The sequence below is a fragment of the Kitasatospora sp. NPDC091276 genome (genome assembly GCF_040684355.1).
Taxonomy (GTDB): Bacteria; Actinomycetota; Actinomycetes; order Streptomycetales; family Streptomycetaceae; genus Kitasatospora.
In genome coordinates, this window is sequence record NZ_JBFBFU010000004.1 from 81279 (window position 1) to 101438 (window position 20160).

Below are 20160 nucleotides of genomic sequence, written 5' to 3' on the forward strand. Positions count from 1 at the left end.
ATCCCTCGCCGCAGACGCCCGGTCGGGCGCGGCGGGGAACCTCACGAGGGCCGCGTCCGACCGGGTTCCACCGTTTTCACGGTCCGGTTCATGGTCCGGCCGTTCTCATGGTCCGGCCTTTCTCACGCTCCGGACGGCCCGCTGGCCTCGCCCGCCGTGCCCGGCAGCAGCCGGCGCGGGCCGGGCCCCTCGGCGGCCAGTTCGTCCCCGGGGTTGAGCACCCGGCAGCGGCGCAGCGACACGCAGCCGCAGCCGATGCAGCCGGTCAGCTCCTCCTCCAGCCGCTCCAACTCGGCCCGCCGGGAGCGCAGTTGTTCGGCCCAGCGCCGCGAGATGCGGTCCCAGTCGTGCTTGCCCGGCATCCGGTCCTCGGGGAGCCCGGTGAACACCTCGGCCACCTCGGAGAGCGGGATGCCGAGCCGTTTGGCGACCAGGATGAGCGAGATCCGGCGCAGCACGTGCCGCCGGTAGCGGCGCTGGTTGCCCGGCGACCGCTCGGAGGAGATCAGCCCCTGGTCCTCGTAGAAGCGCACCGCCGAGGTGGCGATCCCGGCCCGCCGGGCCACCTCGCCGACGCTCAGCAGGTCGACCGGTGCGGTGTCCATGCCTGCTCCTCGACTCCTTGACTTCAAGTCCTGTTGAAGATCTAGCGTACCGGACGTGGTCGGATCGTTCGCTGCGCAGAGCATTACTGCCGTTGCCGAGCAGGACAGTTGTCCCCTGGAGTCGGCGCCGAACGGCCCCGCCCGAGGCCGGCGTGAACCGTTCGCCGGGCGCGGTGAGACCCACGAGCCGGCCCCGGGTCCCTTTTCGTCGGGGGGACCCGGGGCCTTCGCTGTGGGTTCCTACGAGGCCGGGCCGACCCGGACGGTGGTGATCCGCCCGCCCTGGGACTCCCGGACGACCTCGATCCTGGTGTTGGTGTCCGGGACCTTCACCGCGAGCTGCGGGAGGGCCGGGTCGGTGTACGTGCCGGTGTGGTCGTTGAAGACCGGGACGGCCGGCTCGGACGGGATCCGCACCGCGACGCCGCCCTTGTGCAGGGTGAACGCCGTGGTCGGCCTGAGCGAGAACGGCGCGTCGTAGGTCTGCGCCCGCCCGTTGACCAGGGTGCCGTCGGCGAAGCGGACCGCCGCCGGGTGGGCGTCGATCGGCAGGATCAGCCCGCCGCCGGGGTGGTCCTTGGTGTTGTTGTCGCCGTACGCGGTGTCCCACAGCCAGAGCAGGACGCCCTCCTGGTACGGGTAGGTGTCGACGACGTCGGCCTTGCCCGCGACGCCGGTGTACCCGAAGTTGTACGGGCCGGTCTTCAGGAACGCGCCGTAGCCGGTGTAGCGGCGGTTCTCGGCGAGGTAGGCGCGCGGGTGCTGCTTGACGGCGGTGCGGCCGGTGATGACGGTGAAGCCGGTGGCGGTCCAGCCGTTGGCGCCGTTCTCGGCGCCGTCGGCGAAGAGCTCGGTGCCGCCGGCGGTGATCCTCACGGCGTCGACGAGCACGCCCCGGCCGTGGGTGTTGCCGTCCGAGGTGGCGTGGAAACGCAGCCGGACCTGCTGGCCGAGATAGCCGTCCAGCGGGAGGTGCAGCTTCCGGTAGGTGCCCGAACTGCCGCTGAGCCCGGGGGTGTTGGCGTTGGTGTTGCCGATCGGTGCGCCGTCGACGGTGCCGCCCAGGGCCGTCCAGTGCTTGCCCTGGTCGGTGGAGGCCTCGACGGTGAGGAAGTCGTAGTCCTGCTCGGTGTCGTACCAGGCGGCGGCGTCCAGGGCGGCCGGGCCGGTGGCGGTGCGCAGGTCGACGTCCCGGCTGAGCGAGTTGTCGAGGTTGTCGCCGGTGTCGCTCCACCACTGCCTGGCGCCCTCGTACGGGTCGGCGAGGTCGGTGCTGGTGGTGCTGTCCGGCAGGTGGACGAGCAGCGCCTGGGCCTGGTCGGTGTTGTAGCCGCTCACCCCGAGGGCGTGGCTGGACCGGGTGGCGGCCTGCGCCTCGTCGTAGTCGAGCCAGCCGAACTGGAGCTTGCTCCAGGCGTCGAGGTCGCCGGGGTAGCCGCCGGTGGTGTTCGGCCCCTTGCCGAGGTAGGAGCCGGAGGACATCAGCGACCAGAAGTTGACGCTGTTGTCGCCGCCGTTGGTGCTGTACAGGTCGGGCAGGCCGAGGTTGTGGCCGTACTCGTGGGCGAACAGGCCGACGCCGCTGTTCTCGCCGGCCTGGACGTAGTCGTAGACGTAGAGGCCGGTGTCGCCGACCGGCGCGCCGCCGATCTTGTTGCCCTCCGGGCCGGTCCGGCCGGTCGCGTCGGGGAAGGTCCAACTGCGGTGCGCCCACAGCGCGTCGGCCCCCTGGGCGCCGCCGCCCCAGGTCTCGTCGACGCCGGCGTGCACCACGATGACGTTGTCGAGGTAGCCGTCGGGCTGGTTGAACTCGCCGGTCTTGGTGTGGTCGTAGCGGTCGTAGACGTCGTACTGGGCGAGCTGCGCCTTGATGTCGGCCACGCTGCGGCCCTTGGCGATCTCGCCGTCGTACCAGGCCTTGACGGCGTCCCGGATGAACTCTTGCCCCTGTGTCCAGGCGCCGGAGCCCTGCGGGCCCTTGTTGCTGCCGTAGCGGGCCTCGTTGTACGGGACGGTGACCCAGTCGCTGACGGTGCCCTGGACGTCGTAGCGGCCGGAGGACTGGGTGCGGTAGTAGTTGCGCATGGACACGGCGCCGGGCGTGTCGTCGAAGAACATCTTCTGGTAGTAGCCGCGGTCGAAGTCCGGCTCCCACAGCGTGTGGTTGTCGCCCTTGCCCGGCTTGGGGATCTGGTCGTGGCGCGGGCCGGGGGTGCCGCCGTAGCGGGGCTGGCCGTTGTACTGGGTGGTGTTGTCGACCTCGTCGCCGAACTGGGCGAGGATCACGAAGACCTTGTCGGTGCGCTGGTGCGCCAGTTGGACGTAGTCGTTGCCGACCTTCACCTTGGCGGGGGCCCGCTTGCCGGCGGTCTTGGCGACGGTGCCCTGGTTGAGCTGCTCCAGGGCCTTGGTGCGGAGCGCCTGCCGCTCGCGCTCCTGGGGGGCGAGCGGCGCGGGCGGGGCTTCGGCGCCCTGCTCCGCCGGGGCGGCGGCGATCGTGGCGGGGGCGGTCGCGGCGGTGAGGGGAGCGGCCTGGGCGGGGGTGCCCAGCAGGGTGGCGGCTATCGCGCTCGTGGTGAGCGCGGCCGCGAGTGCGGCGGACAGTCTGCGCAACTGACCGGTCCTTTCCGGGGGATGAGGGTCCCGGGCTTCCGGGCGGTCCGGGCTTCCGGGCGCCCCGGGTGGTCCGGGTGGGAGTAATCGTTCGGTGAAGCGCAGGTAATATTTCACATGTCACGGGTCACGTGGAAGAGGTAAGGGCAAGGCGAAGGGCGCCGCACCACCGGTGCGACGCCCCTGTCCGTGAATCCGGAGGCTCAGCCCAAGGACGCCCGCAGGAAGGCGAGTTCGGCCTGGGTGACCTGCTCGTTCACTCCACCCGGGGTCATGTGGGTGACGCCCGGCAGCGGCAGCACGCTGTGCGGGCGGCCGGCCTTGGTGAGCGCCTCGGAGAGCAGCAGGGTGTGCGAGGGGTGGACGTTGTCGTCGGCCAGCCCGTGGATCAGCAGCAGCGGCCGGGTCAGCCCGGGCGCGTCGGTGACCAGGCAGTCGTCGGCGTAGCCCTCCGGGTTGTCCTGCGGCAGCGCGAGGTAGCGCTCGGTGTACGCGGTGTCGTAGTGCCGGAAGTCGGTGGGCGGGGCGCCCGCGCAGGCGGCGTGGAAGACGTCCGGGCGGCGCAGCACGGCGAGCGCCGCGAAGTACCCGCCGTACGACCAGCCGCGCACGCCGACCCGGCCGAGGTCGAGGTCGGGGTGCTGCCCGGCGAGTGCCCGCAGGGCGTTCACCTGGTCGTCCAGCGCCACCTGGGAGAAGCGGCGGAAGATCGCCCGGGTGAACTCCGGCGAGACGAACGGGGTGCCGCGGTTGTCGGTGGTGACGACGGCGAAACCCTGGTCGGCCCACCACTGGCGGAGCTGCCAGCGGCGCGGCTCGGCCGCCACGGCCTGGAAGCCGGGCCCGCCGTAGACGTCCAGCAGCACCGGCAGCAGGCGGCCGGGGACGTGGTCGCGCGGGTACACCACGGCGGTGGGCAGGCCGAGTTCGGTGACCCGGGCGAGCCGTGGCCGCACCCGGTAGGGCAGGGTGGCGCTCAGGTCGGTGAGCGGCAGCGCGGGGCCGTCGGGCGAGGCGTCGAGCGAGCCGTCGCGCAGCAGCCGGCGCCGGATGCCGTCGGCGTCGGCGGTGGTGAGCAGCAGGGTGCGGCCGGCGGCGAGTGCGGAGTGCACGCCGGGGCCGGTGGTGACGGGTTCGGGTGCACCGCCGTCCGGGTCGACCAGGTGGACGTACTGGTCGGCCGGGTCGCCCTGGCCGGTCTCGCAGAGCAGCCGGCCGTCCAGGTGCCCGACCACCCGGCGGATCTGGAGCCCGGTGGTGTCCAGCGGCTTGCCGTCCAGGGCGAGGCCGCGGGCCTGCGGGGTGTCGTGGGCGGTGAGCAGTCGGCCGTCGGTCAGCCGGGCGGGGGTGCCGGGCAGGTCGTCGACCCAGAACTCGTCGGTGGTGCGGGAGAGTTCGCGGGTCTCGCCGGTGGCCGGGTCGGCGGTCAGCAGCAGGACGTGCTGCTGGAGCCGGTCGGCGACGGTGAGCAGCAGCTCCTGGTCGGAGGCCCAGGTGGCGGCGCAGAGGTAGGGGAACGCGGCGGCGTCCCAGCGGAGCCGTACCCGGCTGCGGTCGAGGCCGAGCACCCAGAGCTGGACGTCCGCGTTGGGGCCGCCGGCCTGCGGGTAGGCGAAGTCCTCGGCGGGCTCGCCGGGGTGGGCGGGGTCGGCGAAGTAGCGCCGGGGGAGGGCGGATTCGTCCACCCGGGCGGCCAGCAGCGCGCCGCCGTCGGGGCGCCACCAGTGGCCGCGGGAGCGGCCGAGCTCCTCGGCGGCGGCGAACTCGGCGACGCCCCAGCGGGCGCCGTCGGCGGGGGAGAGCGGTTCGAGGTCGGGGGTGACGTACAGGGCGTCGTCGGCGACGTAGGCGACGCGTTCGCCGGCGGCGTCCGGCCGGGGGTCGAACGCGGGCCCGGCAACGGGCAGTTCGGTGCCGGTGGCGGTGGCGGTGTCGATCCGGAACAGCCGGCCGTCGAGGACGAGGACGGCGGTCGCGAGGTCGGCGGTGGCCGCGTACGTGCCGATGCCGGCGGCGACCAGGCGGGTGCGTTCGCGCAGCCGTCGTTCGACGGCGGGCAGGTCGTCGCGGCGGCCGGCGCGCCCGGGGGCGAGGACGGCCGGGTCGGCCATGAGTCGTTCCTCGCCGGTGGCGGTGTCGAGCAGGTGCAGGCGGTCGACCGGATCCTCGGAACCGGTCGAGCGGAGCAGCAGCAGCCGGGTACCGTCCTCGGCGAGGGTGAACGCGCGCGGCGCACCGAAGGTGAACCGGCCGGTGCGGGCGCTGAGCGACAGGAAGGGGTCGGTGATGGTCACGGCCCGATCGTCGTCTCGGGACACGCCACCCGACCAGTACCCTGTCATGTGAAATGTCACACATCACAATGCGGAGGATGCCGTGATCGAGGACCTGTGGACCGCCGAACCCCCGGCCCCGCTGCCCGCGGCCGACGGGCTGTTCGGCGTCTCACCGGACGCGGCGCACCTGAACCACGGTTCGTTCGGCGCGGTGCCCGTCCCCGTGCAGCGGGCGCAGCAGCGGCTGCGCGCCGAACACGAGCTGGACCCGGACGGCTTCTTCGCCGACCTGCCGGTCCGGGTCGGCGCGGCGCGGACCAGGATCGCCGCAGACCTGGCCGTCGACCCGGGCCGGCTCGCCCTGGTCTCCAACGTCACCGAGGCGGTCGCGATAGCCCTGGACACCATCCCGTTCGCGCCCGGCGACCGGATCCTGGTCACCGACCACGGCTACGGGGTGGTCACCCGGGCCGCCGCCCGCCGGGCCGCCGAGACCGGCGCCGAGGTGGTCGAGGTCGAACTGCCGCTGGACACCCCCGACGAGCAGGCCGTCCGGGAGGCGGTGCTCGCCGCCGTCGACGAGCGCGTCACCGTCGCGGTGCTGGACCAGATCACCTCGCCCACCGCCCGCCTGATCGCCGGAGCGGGCCTGCTCGCCGACCTGCGCGAGCGCGGCGTGACCACCGTCGTGGACGGCGCCCACGCCCCCGGCATGCTGCCCGCCCCGGTCGACCCGAACGCCGACTTCTGGTTCGGCAACCTGCACAAGTGGGCCTTCGCCCCGCGCGGCACCGGCGTGTTCGCCGTCCGCCCGGAGTGGGTGGACCGGGTGCGCCCGCTCACCTTCTCCTGGGAGCACGACCGGGGCTTCCCGTGGAACGTCGAGTGGCGCGGCACCTGCGACTACACGGGCTGGCTGGCCGCCCCGGCCGGGTTCGAGCTGCTGCGCGAGCTCGGCCCCGAGGCGGTGGCCGCGCACAACGCCGCGCTCGCCGGGTACGGCCAGCGGGTGCTCGCCGAGCGGGCCGGCCTGTCCCCGCTGCCCGCGACGCCCGGGGTCTCGATGCGCTCCGTCCGGCTGCCGGCCGGGTGCGTCGAGGCGGAGCAGGACGTGAGACCGCTGCGGGACGAGGTGTGGCAGCGGCTCGGCACCCGGATCGCGATCCGCCCGTGGGCCGGCGGCGGGGTGCTGCGGGTCAGCGCGCAGCTGTACAACCGGCCGCGGGAGTACGAGCGGCTGGCGGACGGGCTGGCCGACCTGCTGAAGGGCTGACCGGCTCGCGGGGGCCGGCCTGCGCGCGCGGCTGGTCCGGCCCCGGTCCGCACACGGCTACTCCGGGCCGGCCCGCTCGGAGCTGCCTCGGTCGGGGCCGGCCCGCTCGGAGCCGGCCCGGTCGGAGCTGGCCCGCAGCTCGGCGAGCAGCAGGTTCTGGTCGGCGAGCAGCCCGGTGAGGATCCGCCGGGCCGCTCGCAGCAGGTCGGCGACATCGCCGCCGGCCAGCGCGTACACCACCGTGCTGCCCTCCCGGGTGGCGGTGACGATGCCGGACCGGCGCAGCACCGCGAGCTGCTGGGAGAGGCTGGAGGGTTCGACCTCCAGCTCGGCGAGCAGCCCGCGGACGGGAGTCGGTCCGGCCTGGAGCAGTTCCAGCACCCGGATCCGGACGGGATGGCCGAGCATCCGGAAGAACTCGGCCTTGGCCTGGTAGAGCGCTACCGCCACGAGTCCCCCCTTCCCTGGTGTCGGTCCGCTCAGATCTCCAGCGAGAGTTCGATCCGCTTGAGCTGGTGGCGGGCCATCGCGAGGTTGGAGCGGCCGCGGTTGAGCGCCAGGAAGAGGAAGAGGCCGCGTCCGGTGGGCGTGGTGATCGGTCGGACCATGTGGTACTGGTTGGTGAGGCTGATCAGGATGTCCTCGATCTCGTTGTCGTGCAGGTTGAGCATCTCCATCGCCCGCATCTTGGCGCGGACCACGTCGGTGTTCCCGGCGGCGGCGACGTTGAGGTCCAGTTCGCCGCCGTCGCCGAGGCTGCCGAGCGCCATGCCGCTGCCGTAGTCGACCAGGGCGACGCCGATCGCGCCGTCGATCCCCATGGCCTCTTTGAGGGACGTCTCCAGGTTCGCCATCGTCGGTGTCCTCCCGTGAGTTGGTGGCGGTCGCTCCGCCGTGGCAACGACGGTAGGGAGGCCGGCGGCGGTCCACCGGGGATGACCGGAGACGTCCGAAGCTGGTCGGACTCCGATCACTTGAAGATGTTTGCAACTATGGATGTGAGAGGGAAGCGATCCCGGAATGATCCCGCGGCCGATCCCGCCGTGCGGAAGCCCTGTGGAAGCCGCACGGAAGCCGCGGGGAAAGCCGTACGGAAGCCGCACGGAAAGTCGCACGGAAAAACGGTGCTATCGATGTCAGTGCCGCCGGGTAACCTCTCGCTGAGATGCGAGATCACACCAACCACACCCGGACGGCGATGAACACCCCTGAGCCCCAGCCCCACGACGACCAGGAGCTCAGCCCCGCCGAGGCGTACGCGGCCAGCCGCCGCCGGGCCAAGGAACAGGCGACCGCGCTCCACGGCTTCCAGCAGCTGTACGACTTCCCGCTGGACGACTTCCAACTGGAGGCCTGCGAGGCGCTGGAGGCCGGCTCGGGTGTCCTGGTCGCCGCGCCCACCGGCTCGGGCAAGACCATCGTCGGCGAGTTCGCCGTGCACCTGGCCCTCCTGGGCGGCCGCAAGTGCTTCTACACCACGCCCATCAAGGCGCTGTCCAACCAGAAGTACGGCGACCTGGTCAAGCGCTACGGCGCCGCCAAGGTCGGCCTGCTCACCGGCGACAACACCGTCAACGGCGACGCCCCCGTGGTGGTCATGACCACCGAGGTGCTGCGCAACATGCTCTACGCGGGCTCCAGCACCCTCGACGGCCTCGGCTACGTCGTCATGGACGAGGTGCACTACCTCGCCGACCGCTTCCGCGGCGCCGTCTGGGAGGAGGTCATCATCCACCTCCCCGAGTCGGTCACCCTCGTCTCGCTCTCCGCGACCGTCTCCAACGCCGAGGAGTTCGGCGACTGGCTGGACACCGTGCGCGGCGGCACCCGGGTGATCGTCTCCGAGACCAGGCCCGTGCCGCTGTGGCAGCACGTGATGGCCGGCAACCGGATGTACGACCTGTTCGCCAACCCCGACCGGGACGGCCGCCCCAAGGACGGCCCGCGCAACCCCGGCAAGGCCGTCAACCCCGAGCTGGTCCGGCTCGCCCGCTCCGAGCTGGACCGCAACCCGCGCGACCGGTTCGGCCGCGGCCGGGGCCGCAGCATGCCCAACGGGCGCCCCGGCCGGGTCTGGACGCCGGGCCGGGTGGACGTCATCGACCGGCTCGACGCCGAGGGGCTGCTGCCCGCGATCACCTTCATCTTCAGCCGGGCCGGCTGCGAGGCCGCCGTCCAGCAGTGCCTCAGCTCCGGCCTGCGGCTCAACAAGGACGCCGACCGCGCCCTCGTCCGGGCCTTCGTCGAGGAGCGCTGCGCCGACATCCCCGACGAGGACCTGCACGTCCTCGGCTACTTCGAGTGGCTGGACGGGCTGGAGCGCGGCATCGCCGCCCACCACGCCGGGATGCTGCCGCGGTTCAAGGAGGTGGTCGAGGAGCTGTTCGTGAAGGGCCTGGTCAAGGCCGTCTTCGCGACCGAGACCCTCGCGCTCGGCATCAACATGCCCGCCCGCTCGGTGGTCATGGAGAAGCTGGTCAAGTGGAACGGCGAGACCCACGCCGACATCACCCCCGGCGAGTACACCCAGCTCACCGGCCGGGCCGGGCGCCGAGGCATCGACGTCGAGGGCCACGCCGTGGTGCTCTGGCAGCGCGGCCTCGACCCGGAGGCGCTGGCCGGCCTGGCCGGCACCCGCACCTACCCGCTCAAGTCCTCGTTCCGGCCGTCCTACAACATGGCCGTCAACCTGGTCTCCCAGTTCGGCCGGCACCGCTCGCGCGAACTGCTGGAAACCTCCTTCGCCCAGTTCCAGGCCGACCGTTCGGTGGTCGGCATCGCCCGCCAGGTCCAGCGCAACGAGGAGGGGCTGGAGGGCTACCGCGAGTCGATGACCTGCCACCTCGGCGACTTCGACGCGTACATGGACCTGCGTCGCCGGCTCAAGGACCGGGAGAACGAACTCGCCCGCGAGGGCAGCAGCCAGCGCCGCGCGGCCGCCGTCGAGTCGATCGAGCACCTCAAGCCGGGCGACGTCATCCACGTCCCCACCGGCAAGTTCGCCGGCCTCGCCCTCGTCCTCGACCCGGGCCTGCCGCCGGTCAGCCGCAACGGCCGGGTCGGCCGCCACCCCGACTTCCAGGACGGGCCCCGCCCGGTGGTGCTCACCGCCGAGCGGCAGGTCAAGCGGCTCGCCATGATCGACTTCCCGTACCCGGTCGCCGCCGTCGAGCGGGTGCGCATCCCCAAGTCCTTCAACCCGCGCAGCCCGCAGTCCCGCCGGGACCTCGCCTCCGCGCTGCGCACCAAGGCCGGCCACCTCGAACCCGAGCGGTTCCGCCGGGGCCGCGCGGCCGCCGCCGACGACCAGGAGATCACCCGGCTGCGCACCGAACTGCGCCAGCACCCCTGCCACGGCTGCGACGAGCGCGAGGACCACGCCCGCTGGGCCGAGCGCTACCACCGCCTGCACCGCGACACCGAGGTACTGGAACGCCGGATGCGCTCCCGCACCCACACCATCGCCCGCACCTTCGACCGGGTCTGCGGGCTGCTCACCGACCTCGGCTACCTCAGCGGCGACACCGTCACCGACGACGGCAAGCGCCTCGGCCGGCTCTACGGCGAACTCGACCTGCTCGCCTCCGAGTGCATCCGCGAAGGCGTCTGGAGCGGCCTGGACGCCGCCGAACTCGCCGCCTGCGCCTCGGCGTTGGTCTACGAGGCGCGCCAGTCCGACGACGCCACCGCCCCCCGGGTGCCGGAGGGCGCGGCCAAGGAGGCGCTCGGCCAGATGGTCCGGATCTGGGGCCACCTGGACGCCCTGGAGGAGCAGCACCGGATCAACACCGCCGAGGGCGTCGGCCAGCGCGAGCCCGACCTCGGCTTCGCCTGGGCCGCCCACCGCTGGGCCCTCGGCCACAGCCTGGACCAGGTGCTGCGCGACGCCGACATGCCGGCCGGCGACTTCGTCCGCTGGACCAAGCAACTGATCGACGTCCTCGGCCAGATCCAGGACGCGGCCGGCGAGGACGCCGAACTGCGCCGGACGGCCCGCAAGGCCGTCGACGGCCTGCGCCGCGGCATCATCGCCTACTCCTCGGTGGGCTGACCGCCGAACGCCAGGGGCCCGCACGTTCGGGGTGAACGTGCGGGCCCCTGGCGTGCCCGGCGGCTTCCGTCCCCCACCCCCGTGCGGCTTTGGCTTCGCCTCGCCGCTGGGGCTTCCTGCGCAGAGGAAATGCCTCTGCCCCCGCCGATGACAGGGGCAGAGGCATTCTGATGACAGAAGCGAGATTCCAAGCCGGTGCCGCTTCGGCGGGGCCGAAGCGGCACCGGAATTGTGAGCGGTTGCACGGGAAGTCGATCAGGTCGACTTCCCGTGGAGAAGAGGCAGCCGAAACGAGCGAGGCGACGCCGATGGTCAGGGTGTGGGAGGCGCCGGGGCGAAGTAGTCGCGGAGCATCTCCGTGGTCCATGCGGGTTGGCGCACTTCTCCGCGCGCGCCGAACTCCTCGAACCAGGGCTTCACTTCGATGACCGGCGTGCCCGAAGGAGTGCGGCGTTCGCCTCCGCGGCGCGCCCCGCAGCGGCGAGAGCGCGTGCGTGGACGACGCCGAGCAGAGACCGTTCGCGAGGGCTGGCGAGCCGGAATCGGTCGCCGACCATCGATGCCTAGGCGACCCTGACAGCATGGTGCGGCTTCCGGAGGTCGACCGCCTGGTGGGCCATGGCGCGCAGGACGTGGCCGGCCATCGCGGGGTCGTCAGCCTCGGCCGCCAGCTTCACGGCGACGGTGTAGTAGTGCTGGGGGATGTTCCCGGAGGGCATGACGCCTTGGCGGACCCACTGAGTGACGGATGCCCGGCTCGGTCGTGCCGGATCGTTGTGACTGGCCGCAACGGCGCACAAGGCCCGGGCGAGGGCTTCGTTCGGTCGGCCTGTTTCCCGGATGAGCCGGCCCAGCCGCGGCCATCGCGCACCTCTCACTCAACGAGCATGCCTACTCGGAGAGTTGCGCGATGGCTCCCTTATGGCCAGGGGTTACACCAAGATCCCTGCTACACCACTCGTCGGGACGCCATCCGTCAACCACTGCGGCCTCGTGATCATCACTCAACTCCCCTGCCGATCGAAGCCATCGGCAGGACGTTAAGCGGTCGAGATTCGCCGGCGGGATCGTGATTCTCGTATGTTCCGGCTCTGGCGGCTGGGGTTCGTGGGAATTCTCGGGCAGAACCGAGTGCCCTGCGGCACCGCGTGATGATGCGGTGGGCGTCAGGCCTCCTCCTGCGGAAGGTCCAGGCGTTCGGCGTCGGCCCGCCAGAGGTACCGGGTGTCCTCGCCGACGGCGTTGTTTCGCCTGGGGCGGCGGAAAGAGGCCCCTCTGCCGGGGGCTCAGCGGGCGGAGAGGGACTCCAGGAGGCGGTCGAGGGAACTGCCGAGGCCCCAGCGGGTGGAGAGCTCCTCCAGGGTCATCGGGTCGAGCGGTTCGTGGGGGAGGGCCGGGTCGAAGGCGGGGAGCGGGGCGTCGAGGGCGACCCGGACGACGGTCGGGGCGACGTCGAGGTAGGGGGCGCCTTCGACGAGGTTGCGGCGGCGGGCCGGGGTGAGCTTGGAGGAGAGGTCGAGGGCGGCGGCGCGGATGGTGGTGAGGTCGCCGTACTCGTTGATGAGCTGGGCGGCGGTCTTCTCGCCGATGCCCTTGACCCCGGGCAGGCCGTCGCTCGGGTCCCCGCGCAGGGCGGCCATGTCGGCGTACTGGGCGCCGCGCACGCCGTACTTCTCCAGGAGCAGCGCGTCGTCGGTGACCTGGAGGTTGCCCATGCCCTTGACCGGGTAGAGCACGGTGATCCCGCGGGCGTCGTCGACCAGTTGGAACAGGTCGCGGTCGCCGGTGACGATCTGCACCGGGCCCTTGGCGCGGGCGGTCAGGGTTCCGATGACGTCGTCGGCCTCGTAGCCGGGGGAGCCGACCCGGGCGATGCCGAGCGCGTCCAGCACCTGTTCGATCACCGGGACCTGCGGGGCGAGCGTGTCCGGCACCTCCTCCTCGCCGTCCTCGGCGGCCTCGGCGACGCGGTGGGTCTTGTACGAGGGGAGGAGGTCCACCCGCCACTGCGGGCGCCAGTCGGCGTCCATGCAGGCGACGAGCTGGTCGGGGTGGTGGTCGTGGACCAGCCGGGCGATGAAGTCCAGCAGGCCGCGGACGGCGTTGACCGGTTCGCCCTGCGGGGAGCGCAGGGTGTCCGGCACGCCGTAGTAGGCCCGGAAGTACAGGCTGGCGGAGTCGAGGAGCATCAGTCGCGGTGCGGTCACGTGTCAGATCATGCCGCACCGCGACGACAGGAGGGCGGCTTCAGTGTTCGTGCGGGCCGGCGCGGTGGACCGGGCCGTGCGCGTCGGCGCAGTGTTCGGCGGGCTGCTCGCCCGGGGCGGCGATCTGGAGCAGGGCGCCGGCCGCGTCCTCGCCGACGTGGTCGACCTGGAGCGTGCTGTGGGTGATGCCGTACTCGTCGGCCAGTCCGCGCTGGAGCTCGCGCCGGACGGCGTGGCAGTCGCCGCCGGGGGTGACCAGGATGTGCGCGGACAGGGCCGGCTGGTTGGAGGTGATCTCCCAGATGTGCAGGTCGTGGATCTCCTCGACCAGCGGCTGGGCGACCATCCGGTCGGCCACCGCGTCCGGGTCGATGCCGGCCGGGGCGGCCTCCAGGAAGATCCGCCCGGAGTCGCGGACCAGGCCGATGCCGGCCTTGAGCATCAGCGCGACCACGATCAGCGAGGCGATCGCGTCGGCCCGGACGAAGCCGGTGGTCAGCATGACGGCGCCGGCGACGGCGGTGGCGATGAACGCGTACAGGTCGGTGAGCACGTGCTGGAAGGCGCCCTCGACGTTCAGCGAGCTGCGGTTGGCCTTCGACATGCACCAGGCGGCGGCCAGGTTGACCACGATCCCGATCAGCGCGGTGACCAGCACCAGCGAGCCGGCGACCTCCGGCGGCTCGAACAGCCGGGTGACGGCCTCGTAGCCCAGCCAGGCGGACAGCACCAGCAGGGTGACGCCGTTGGCCTGGGCGGACAGGATCTCGGCGCGCTTGAGGCCGTACGTGTAGCCGCCGCGGGCCGGGCGGGCGGCGAGGCGCATCGCGACCAGCGCGAGGACGATCGAGGCGGCGTCGGTGAGCATGTGCGCCGCGTCGGAGATCAGGGCCAGGGACTTCGCGGCGAAGCCGACCACGACCTCGCCGGCCATGAAGACGACGATGAGCGTGAGGGCGCCGAGCAGCCAGCGGCGGTCGGCGTCGGCGGCGACACCGTGCGAGTGGCCGCCGTGTCCGCCGTGCCGGTGTCCGCCGTGGTCGTGCGCGTGCTTGTGGTCATGCGCATGATCAGTGTGGGAATGCTCGTGCCCGGCCATCGAAGTCCTCTCTGGACGCACGGGTGGGGAGGGGAGGGGCGCGATCGCCCTGCACCCGAAGTGAACCGCAGAACGGACAAAGATCCAAAGGCTGTACTGGTGACCGTTGTCGTTGCCGTTGAGCGGTCGTTCCGAGGGGGCGGGCGCGCCTCGGCTACCCGATCAGCGCGGTGTCCAACTGCGCCGCGGTGGCCGCCCGCACCAGGGCCCGCATCACCCGCAGGTCGTCCCCCTGTTCCGGGTGCCACTGCACGCCCAGGGTGAAGCCCGGGCCCTCGACCGCCTCGACCGTCCCGTCCGGCGCGTGGGCCGAGACCCGCAGGCCCGCCCCGACCCGGTCGACGGCCTGGTGGTGGAAGGTCGGCACCTCCACCTCGCTCTCCGGCAGCAGCCCGCCGAGCAGCGTCCCCGGCACCGGCCGCACCAGGTGCGTTCCGTAGCCGCCGTCCGCGCCGCCGTGGACGTCCACCGGCACGACGTCCGGCAGGTGCTGGACGAGGGTCCCGCCGCAGACGACGTTGAGCACCTGCATGCCCCGGCAGATCCCCAGCAGCGGCATCCCGGCCGCCAGGGCCGCCCGCAGCAGGGCCGACTCCCACCGGTCCCGTTCGGGGGAGTCGACCTCGGTGCGGGGGTGGGCGGGCTGGCCGTAGTAGGCGGGGTCGATGTCGGGCCCGCCCGCGATGACGAGGGCGTCGAGCCGGGCGAGCACCTCGGGTGCGCGGTCGGGGGAGTCGGGCGGGAGCAGCACCGCGATCCCGCCGGACTCCTGGACGTACGCGGTGTACCGCTCGGGCACCAGGGCCACCCGGCGGCCCTGCCAGTTGCTCCAACTCGCGTCGACCAGGTAGGTGCTGACGCCGATGAAAGGCCTGCGATCCATGGCGGGCATTCTCCACCCGCACCGCCTGATCCCCCGTCAACCACGCATGTCGGCGCGCCACACCTGCCCGCCCTCTTCCGCGCCGTCCGCCGCAGGCCGTACGGTTCGCTGTGACCGCTTGAACTCGAAGAGTGATCGTGGAGGGTTCCGTCATGCCCGAGAACGCCGCCGCGGGCGTGCCGCCCCGGGCGCCGCTGACCCTGGACGAACTGCGCATGCTGGTGGACACCGGCGAGGTCCACACCGTGGCGCTGGCGTTCACGGACATGCAGGGGCGCTTGCAGGGCAAGCGCTTCGCCGCCCGCTTCTTCCTGGACGAGGTGGTCGAGCACGGCGCCGAGGCCTGCGACTACCTGCTCGCCGTGGACGTCGACCTGAACACCGTCGACGGCTACGCCTTCTCCTCCTGGGCCACCGGCTACGGCGACTTCGCGATGCGCCCCGACCTCGGCACCCTGCGGCTGACCCCCTGGCAGCCGGGCACCGCGCAGGTGACCGCGGACCTGGCCCGGCACGGCGGCCACCCGGTGGACGCGGCCCCCCGCCAGCTGCTGCGCCACCAGATCGCGCGCCTGGCGGAGTACGGGCTGGCCGCCGACATCGGGACCGAGCTGGAGTTCCTGGTGTTCCGGGACACCTACGAGCAGGCCTGGCTGGGCGGTTACCGCGGCCTGACGCCGGCGAACCTGTACAACGTGGACTACTCGATGCTGGGCACCGCCCGGGTCGAGCCGCTGCTGTCCCGGATCCGCAACGAGATGGCGGGCGCCGGGCTGGTGGTGGAGTCGGCCAAGGGCGAGTGCAACCTCGGCCAGCACGAGATCGCCTTCCGCTACGCGGACGCGCTGACCACCTGCGACCAGCACAGCGTCTACAAGACGGGCGCGAAGGAGATCGCCGCGCAGCAGGGGTGCGCGCTGACCTTCATGGCCAAGTACAACGAGCGCGAGGGCAACAGCTGCCACATCCACCTGTCGCTGCGCGACGCGGTGGGCGCGCCGGCCTTCGCCGACCGGGACGGCCGGATGACCGACACCATGCGGCACTTCCTGGCCGGCCAGCTGACGGCGCTGCGCGAGTTCAGCCTGCTGTACGCGCCGAACATCAACTCCTACAAGCGCTACCGCCAGGGCTCGTTCGCCCCGACGGCGGTGGCCTGGGGCCGGGACAACCGGACCTGCGCCTACCGGGTGGTCGGCCACGGCCCGGGCCTGCGGATGGAGAACCGGGTGCCGGGCGGGGACGTCAACCCGTACCTGGCGGTGGCCGGGATGATCGCGGCCGGCCTGCACGGGCTGCAGCGGAAGCTGGAGCTGCCGGCGCCGTGCCTGGGCAACGCCTACGCCGTCGAGGAGTACGCCCGGGTGCCCGGTTCGCTGCGCGAGGCCGCGGAGTTGTGGGCCGACAGCGAGCTGGCCCGGGTGGCCTTCGGCGACGACGTGGTCGAGCACTACCTGAACATGGCCCGGGTGGAGCAGTGCGCCTTCGACGGCACCGTCACCGACTGGGAGCGCTACCGATCCTTCGAACGGATGTGAGGCCGATGACCGACCCCACCGTCAGCACCGTCCGCAATCCCGCCACCGGAGAGGTGCTCGCCACCGTCCCGGACACCACCGCGGGGCAGGTGGACGCGGCGGTCCAGCGCGCGTCGAAGGCCCAGCCGGCCTGGGCGGCGCTGGCACCGGGCGAACGGGCCCGGCTGCTGCGCCGGTTCGCCGACCAGGTCGAGGTGCACGTGCCGGAACTGGCCGCACTGGAGGTGCGCGAGGCCGGCCACACCGTGGGCAACGCCCGCTGGGAGGCCGGCAACGTCCGGGACCTGCTGGAGTACGCGGCCGGGGGAGTGGAACGCCTGACCGGCCGCCAGATCCCGGTGGCCGGCGGCCTGGACGTGACCTTCCACGAGCCGGTCGGCGTGGTCGGGGTGATCGCGCCGTGGAACTTCCCGATGCCGATCGCCGCCTGGGGCTTCGCGCCCGCCCTGGCGGCGGGCAACGCCGTCCTGCTCAAGCCCGCCGAGGCGACCCCGCTCACCGCACTGCGGCTGGCCGAACTCGCCCTGGCGGCAGGGCTGCCGGAGGGCCTGTTCCAGGTGCTGCCGGGCCCGGGCGGGACGACCGGCCGGGCCCTGGTGGACCACCCGGCGGTCCGCAAGATCGTCTTCACCGGCTCGACCGTGGTCGGCAAGGAGGTGGCCGCCCGCTGCGCGGCCCGGGCCAAGCGGGTCACCCTGGAGCTGGGCGGCAAGAGCCCCAGCATCGTCTTCGCCGACGCCGACCTGGCCCGCGCCGCGGACCCGATGTCCTTCGCCGACAACAGCGGCCAGGACTGCTGCGCGCGCAGCCGGATCCTGGTCCAGCGGGAGGCGTACGACGACTTCCTGGCGCTGCTGCTGCCCGCCGTCGAGGCGCTGCGCACCGGCGACCCGGCGGACCCGGAGACCCGGCTGGGCCCGCTGATCTCGGCCGCCCAGGTGCGCCGGGTCGCCTCCTACGTCACCCCGGACCTGCCGGTGCTGGCCCGCGGCGCGGTGCCGGACGGGCCCGGCTACTGGTACCCGCCGACGGTGATCGCGCCGACCGACCCGGAGGTGCCGGCGGTCACCGAGGAGATCTTCGGCCCGGTCGCCGCCGTGCTGCCGTTCACCGACGAGGCGGACGCGCTGCGGCTGGCCAACGCCACCCGCTACGGCCTGTCCGGCTCGATCTGGACCAGGGACCTCGGCCGGGCGCTGCGGCTGGCCCGCGGCGTCGCGGCGGGCAACCTGTCGGTCAACTCGCACTCCTCGGTGCGGTACTGGACGCCGTTCGGCGGTTACGGCGAGTCCGGGGTCGGCCGGGAGCTGGGGCCGGACGCGCTGCGCCACTTCACCGAGACCAAGAACGTCTTCATCCACAGCGAGGAGTAGCAGCCGATGACGGAGAACGACGCACCGGTGTGCCGCCGCCTGGTCGGCCGCACCGCCGTGATCACCGGCGCCGGCAGCGGGATCGGCCTGGCGGCGGCCCGCCGGCTCGCCTCGGAGGGCGCGAAGGTGGTCTGCGCGGACGTGGACGAGCAGTCCGGGCGGGCGGCCGCGAAGGAGGTCGGCGGCCTGTTCGTGCACACCGACGTCACCGACCCGTACATGGTCGAGGCGCTGTTCGACGAGGCGTACGAGACGTACGGGAGCGTGGACGTCGCGTTCAACAACGCGGGCATCTCGCCGCCGGAGGACGACTCGATCCTGACCACCGGCCTGGACGCCTGGCGCAAGGTCCAGGAGGTCAACCTGACCTCGGTGTTCCTGTGCTGCAAGGCCGCGCTGCCGTACATGCGGCGGCACGGGCGGGGCTCGATCATCAACACGGCCAGCTTCGTGGCCCGGATGGGCGCGGCCACCTCGCAGATCTCGTACACCGCCTCCAAGGGCGGGGTGCTGGCGATGTCCCGGGAACTGGGCGTGCAGTTCGCCCGGGAGGGGATCCGGGTGAACGCGCTGTCACCGGGGCCGGTGGACACCCCGCTGCTGCGGGAGCTGTTCGCCACGGACCCGGAGCGGGCGGCCCGCCGGCTGGTGCACATCCCGTTGGGCCGGTTCGCCCGGGCCGAGGAGATCGCCGCCGCGGTGGCCTTCCTGGCGAGCGACGACTCGTCCTTCATCACGGCGAGCGAGTTCCTGGTGGACGGCGGCATCTCGGGCGCCTACGTGACCCCGCTGTAGCCCCGGGCGGGCGCGACAGTCCTGAGCGTGCCCGACGTGCCCCTTCTCACCGTAATCTCATCGAAAACCACCGGAATTCGAGGTCGCGCTGATTTCGCGTTTATCCGCGTGCCTTTAGATTCTCTGTTGTGAGCGAGCAGATTCCCGCCGGGTGGTACCCGGACCCGAAGGACACCGGCGGCGACCCGAGGCCGCAGCGCTGGTGGGACGGCAGGGGTTGGACGGCCAGCACCCGGCCCGCACCCTCGGACGCCCCGGAGCCGGTGCCCCCGGCGGCCGGGGCTCCGGGGCCGGGGTCGGCCGACGAGCCCACGGTGCTGCAGGGCGAGGTGCTGGACAGCGGGCCGACCGTCCGCTACCCGGAGCCGCCGCCCTTCGGCACCGCCTACGGCTCCGAGGCACCGCCGCCGCGCAAGCCCCGGCGCCGGCCGTCCCCGATGGTGATCGCCGCCACCGTCGCGGCGCTGCTCGGCCTGGGCACCGGCTCCGGGATCACCTACCTGGCGATGGACGGCCACAGCGACAACCGCCCGCAGCGCAGTGCCCGGCAGGCCGTGCCGAACGGCGAGAACGGCCCCTGGAACGGCTTCCCGGGCCTCGGCGGCAACGGGAACGGCGGGAACGGCAACGGCAACAACGGGAACGGCAACGGCAACAACGGCAACAACGGCGGCAGCGGCGACGGCAGCAACGGGACCGGTGGCAACGGCGGGCCCGGCGGGAACGGGAACGGCGGCAGCGGCAAGACCAGGCCCGGCGGCGGGAACGCGATCGACCTGGTGAACGGGCTCACCCTGCCCGTCCCCTCCGGCTGGCAGGGCGGCTACACCAGCGACGGCTACGCCGCGCTCACGGTCGGCGCCTACACCTGCCCGGACGGCAGCGAATCGTGCACCCTCGGCGGGGTGACCACCGGCCGGATCGGCGGCGGCGGCACCGACGCCCAGGCCGCCGCCAAGGCCGACATCGAGAAGGCGGCCAAGGACTCGTACGGCGCCATCACCGGGCACCAGGAGCTGAAGTCCGAGGCGGTCAAGGTCAACGGCCAGGACGGCTACCTGGTCCGCTGGAAGGTCGACGCTCCCAAGGGCAACAACGGCTACGTGCAGACGGTGGTCTTCCCGTCCACCGACGGCAAGACGCTGGTCTCCGTGCACTTCGGCTTCGACATCGCCGACAAGGCGCCGGACCTCGGCCTGATGGACACCATCGTCAACGGCATCGCCGACTTCAAGGGCAAGCTGCCGTCCATCCCGGGCGGCGGGCTTCCCGGCGGCGCCACCGGTGGCACCGGCGGCACCAGCACCTGAGCGGCACCAGCACCTGGGCCACCCGCTCCTCACGCGGCGGCGGCCCACCCGGAGAGCACTCTCCGGGTGGGCCGCCGCCGTTCGTACCGGACGGGGTGGAGCCGCGGAACCGGGCCGGACGGGGGTTTGGCCGCCCC

General features: G+C 72.8%; 15 protein-coding genes. 6 read left to right on the forward strand and 9 right to left on the reverse strand.

The features are described from left to right. Positions 1-122: 122 nt before the first annotated feature. From soxR to AB0O19_RS06330, 3 genes are all read right to left on the reverse strand, one after another. Positions 123-605 (reverse strand): redox-sensitive transcriptional activator SoxR, encoded by a 483-nt coding sequence (gene soxR, locus AB0O19_RS06320; protein WP_363618157.1) that lies wholly within the window; start codon positions 603-605, stop codon positions 123-125. Positions 606-845: 240 nt separating this feature from the next. Further along, on the reverse strand, positions 846-3218 hold the full coding sequence (locus tag AB0O19_RS06325) for an immune inhibitor A domain-containing protein (RefSeq protein ID WP_363618159.1): 2373 nt from the start codon (positions 3216-3218) through the stop codon (positions 846-848). Positions 3219-3421: 203 nt separating this feature from the next. Further along, positions 3422-5512, reverse strand: a complete 2091-nt coding sequence (locus AB0O19_RS06330; protein ID WP_363618161.1) for a prolyl oligopeptidase family serine peptidase — start codon at positions 5510-5512, stop codon at positions 3422-3424. Between the two features lie 82 nt (positions 5513-5594). Between AB0O19_RS06330 and AB0O19_RS06335 the strand changes: the two genes are divergently transcribed. Beyond that, positions 5595-6767, forward strand: a complete 1173-nt coding sequence (locus tag AB0O19_RS06335; protein WP_363618163.1) for an aminotransferase class V-fold PLP-dependent enzyme — start codon at positions 5595-5597, stop codon at positions 6765-6767. A gap of 57 nt (positions 6768-6824) precedes the next feature. Here the strand turns inward: AB0O19_RS06335 and AB0O19_RS06340 are convergent, their stop codons facing one another. Both AB0O19_RS06340 and AB0O19_RS06345 read right to left on the reverse strand, forming a co-directional pair. After that, positions 6825-7217 (reverse strand): metalloregulator ArsR/SmtB family transcription factor, encoded by a 393-nt coding sequence (locus AB0O19_RS06340; RefSeq protein ID WP_363618165.1) that lies wholly within the window; start codon positions 7215-7217, stop codon positions 6825-6827. Between the two features lie 29 nt (positions 7218-7246). Next, entirely contained in the window at positions 7247-7621 is a 375-nt protein-coding gene (locus AB0O19_RS06345; protein ID WP_350877952.1) for a hypothetical protein, read from the reverse strand. Between the two features lie 344 nt (positions 7622-7965). On the opposite strand from AB0O19_RS06345, the gene AB0O19_RS06350 reads away from it, so the two are divergent. Further along, positions 7966-10818: a DEAD/DEAH box helicase gene (locus tag AB0O19_RS06350; RefSeq protein ID WP_350878048.1), complete on the forward strand. Its 2853-nt coding sequence runs from the start codon at positions 7966-7968 to the stop codon at positions 10816-10818. Positions 10819-11381: 563 nt separating this feature from the next. Here AB0O19_RS06350 and AB0O19_RS06355 read toward each other — a convergent pair. The 4 genes from AB0O19_RS06355 to AB0O19_RS06370 all read right to left on the reverse strand — a co-directional run bounded on the left by AB0O19_RS06355 (position 11382) and on the right by AB0O19_RS06370 (position 15007). Then, the gene (locus AB0O19_RS06355; protein ID WP_363618167.1) at positions 11382-11537 is read right to left on the reverse strand and encodes a hypothetical protein; all 156 of its coding nucleotides are present in this window, start codon (positions 11535-11537) and stop codon (positions 11382-11384) included. A 567-nt stretch (positions 11538-12104) separates the two neighbouring features. After that, positions 12105-13007: a 5'-3' exonuclease H3TH domain-containing protein gene (locus AB0O19_RS06360; RefSeq protein WP_363618490.1), complete on the reverse strand. Its 903-nt coding sequence runs from the start codon at positions 13005-13007 to the stop codon at positions 12105-12107. 58 nt (positions 13008-13065) lie between these two features. Continuing rightward, positions 13066-14124: a cation diffusion facilitator family transporter gene (locus tag AB0O19_RS06365; protein WP_363618169.1), complete on the reverse strand. Its 1059-nt coding sequence runs from the start codon at positions 14122-14124 to the stop codon at positions 13066-13068. Between the two features lie 154 nt (positions 14125-14278). After that, a complete protein-coding gene (locus AB0O19_RS06370) occupies positions 14279-15007 on the reverse strand; it encodes a gamma-glutamyl-gamma-aminobutyrate hydrolase family protein (protein ID WP_363618171.1) in 729 nt (242 codons plus the stop codon). A gap of 152 nt (positions 15008-15159) precedes the next feature. Between AB0O19_RS06370 and AB0O19_RS06375 the strand changes: the two genes are divergently transcribed. From AB0O19_RS06375 to AB0O19_RS06390, 4 genes are all read left to right on the forward strand, one after another. Beyond that, complete coding sequence (locus tag AB0O19_RS06375) at positions 15160-16545, forward strand: glutamine synthetase family protein (protein WP_363618173.1); 1386 nt, start codon at positions 15160-15162, stop codon at positions 16543-16545. Positions 16546-16550: 5 nt separating this feature from the next. Then, entirely contained in the window at positions 16551-17918 is a 1368-nt protein-coding gene (locus AB0O19_RS06380; protein ID WP_363583828.1) for an aldehyde dehydrogenase family protein, read from the forward strand. 6 nt (positions 17919-17924) lie between these two features. Then, positions 17925-18713 (forward strand): 3-oxoacyl-ACP reductase, encoded by a 789-nt coding sequence (locus AB0O19_RS06385; protein WP_363583826.1) that lies wholly within the window; start codon positions 17925-17927, stop codon positions 18711-18713. Between the two features lie 128 nt (positions 18714-18841). Next, positions 18842-20023: a DUF2510 domain-containing protein gene (locus AB0O19_RS06390; RefSeq protein ID WP_363618175.1), complete on the forward strand. Its 1182-nt coding sequence runs from the start codon at positions 18842-18844 to the stop codon at positions 20021-20023. The last annotated feature ends 137 nt before the right edge of the window (positions 20024-20160 follow it).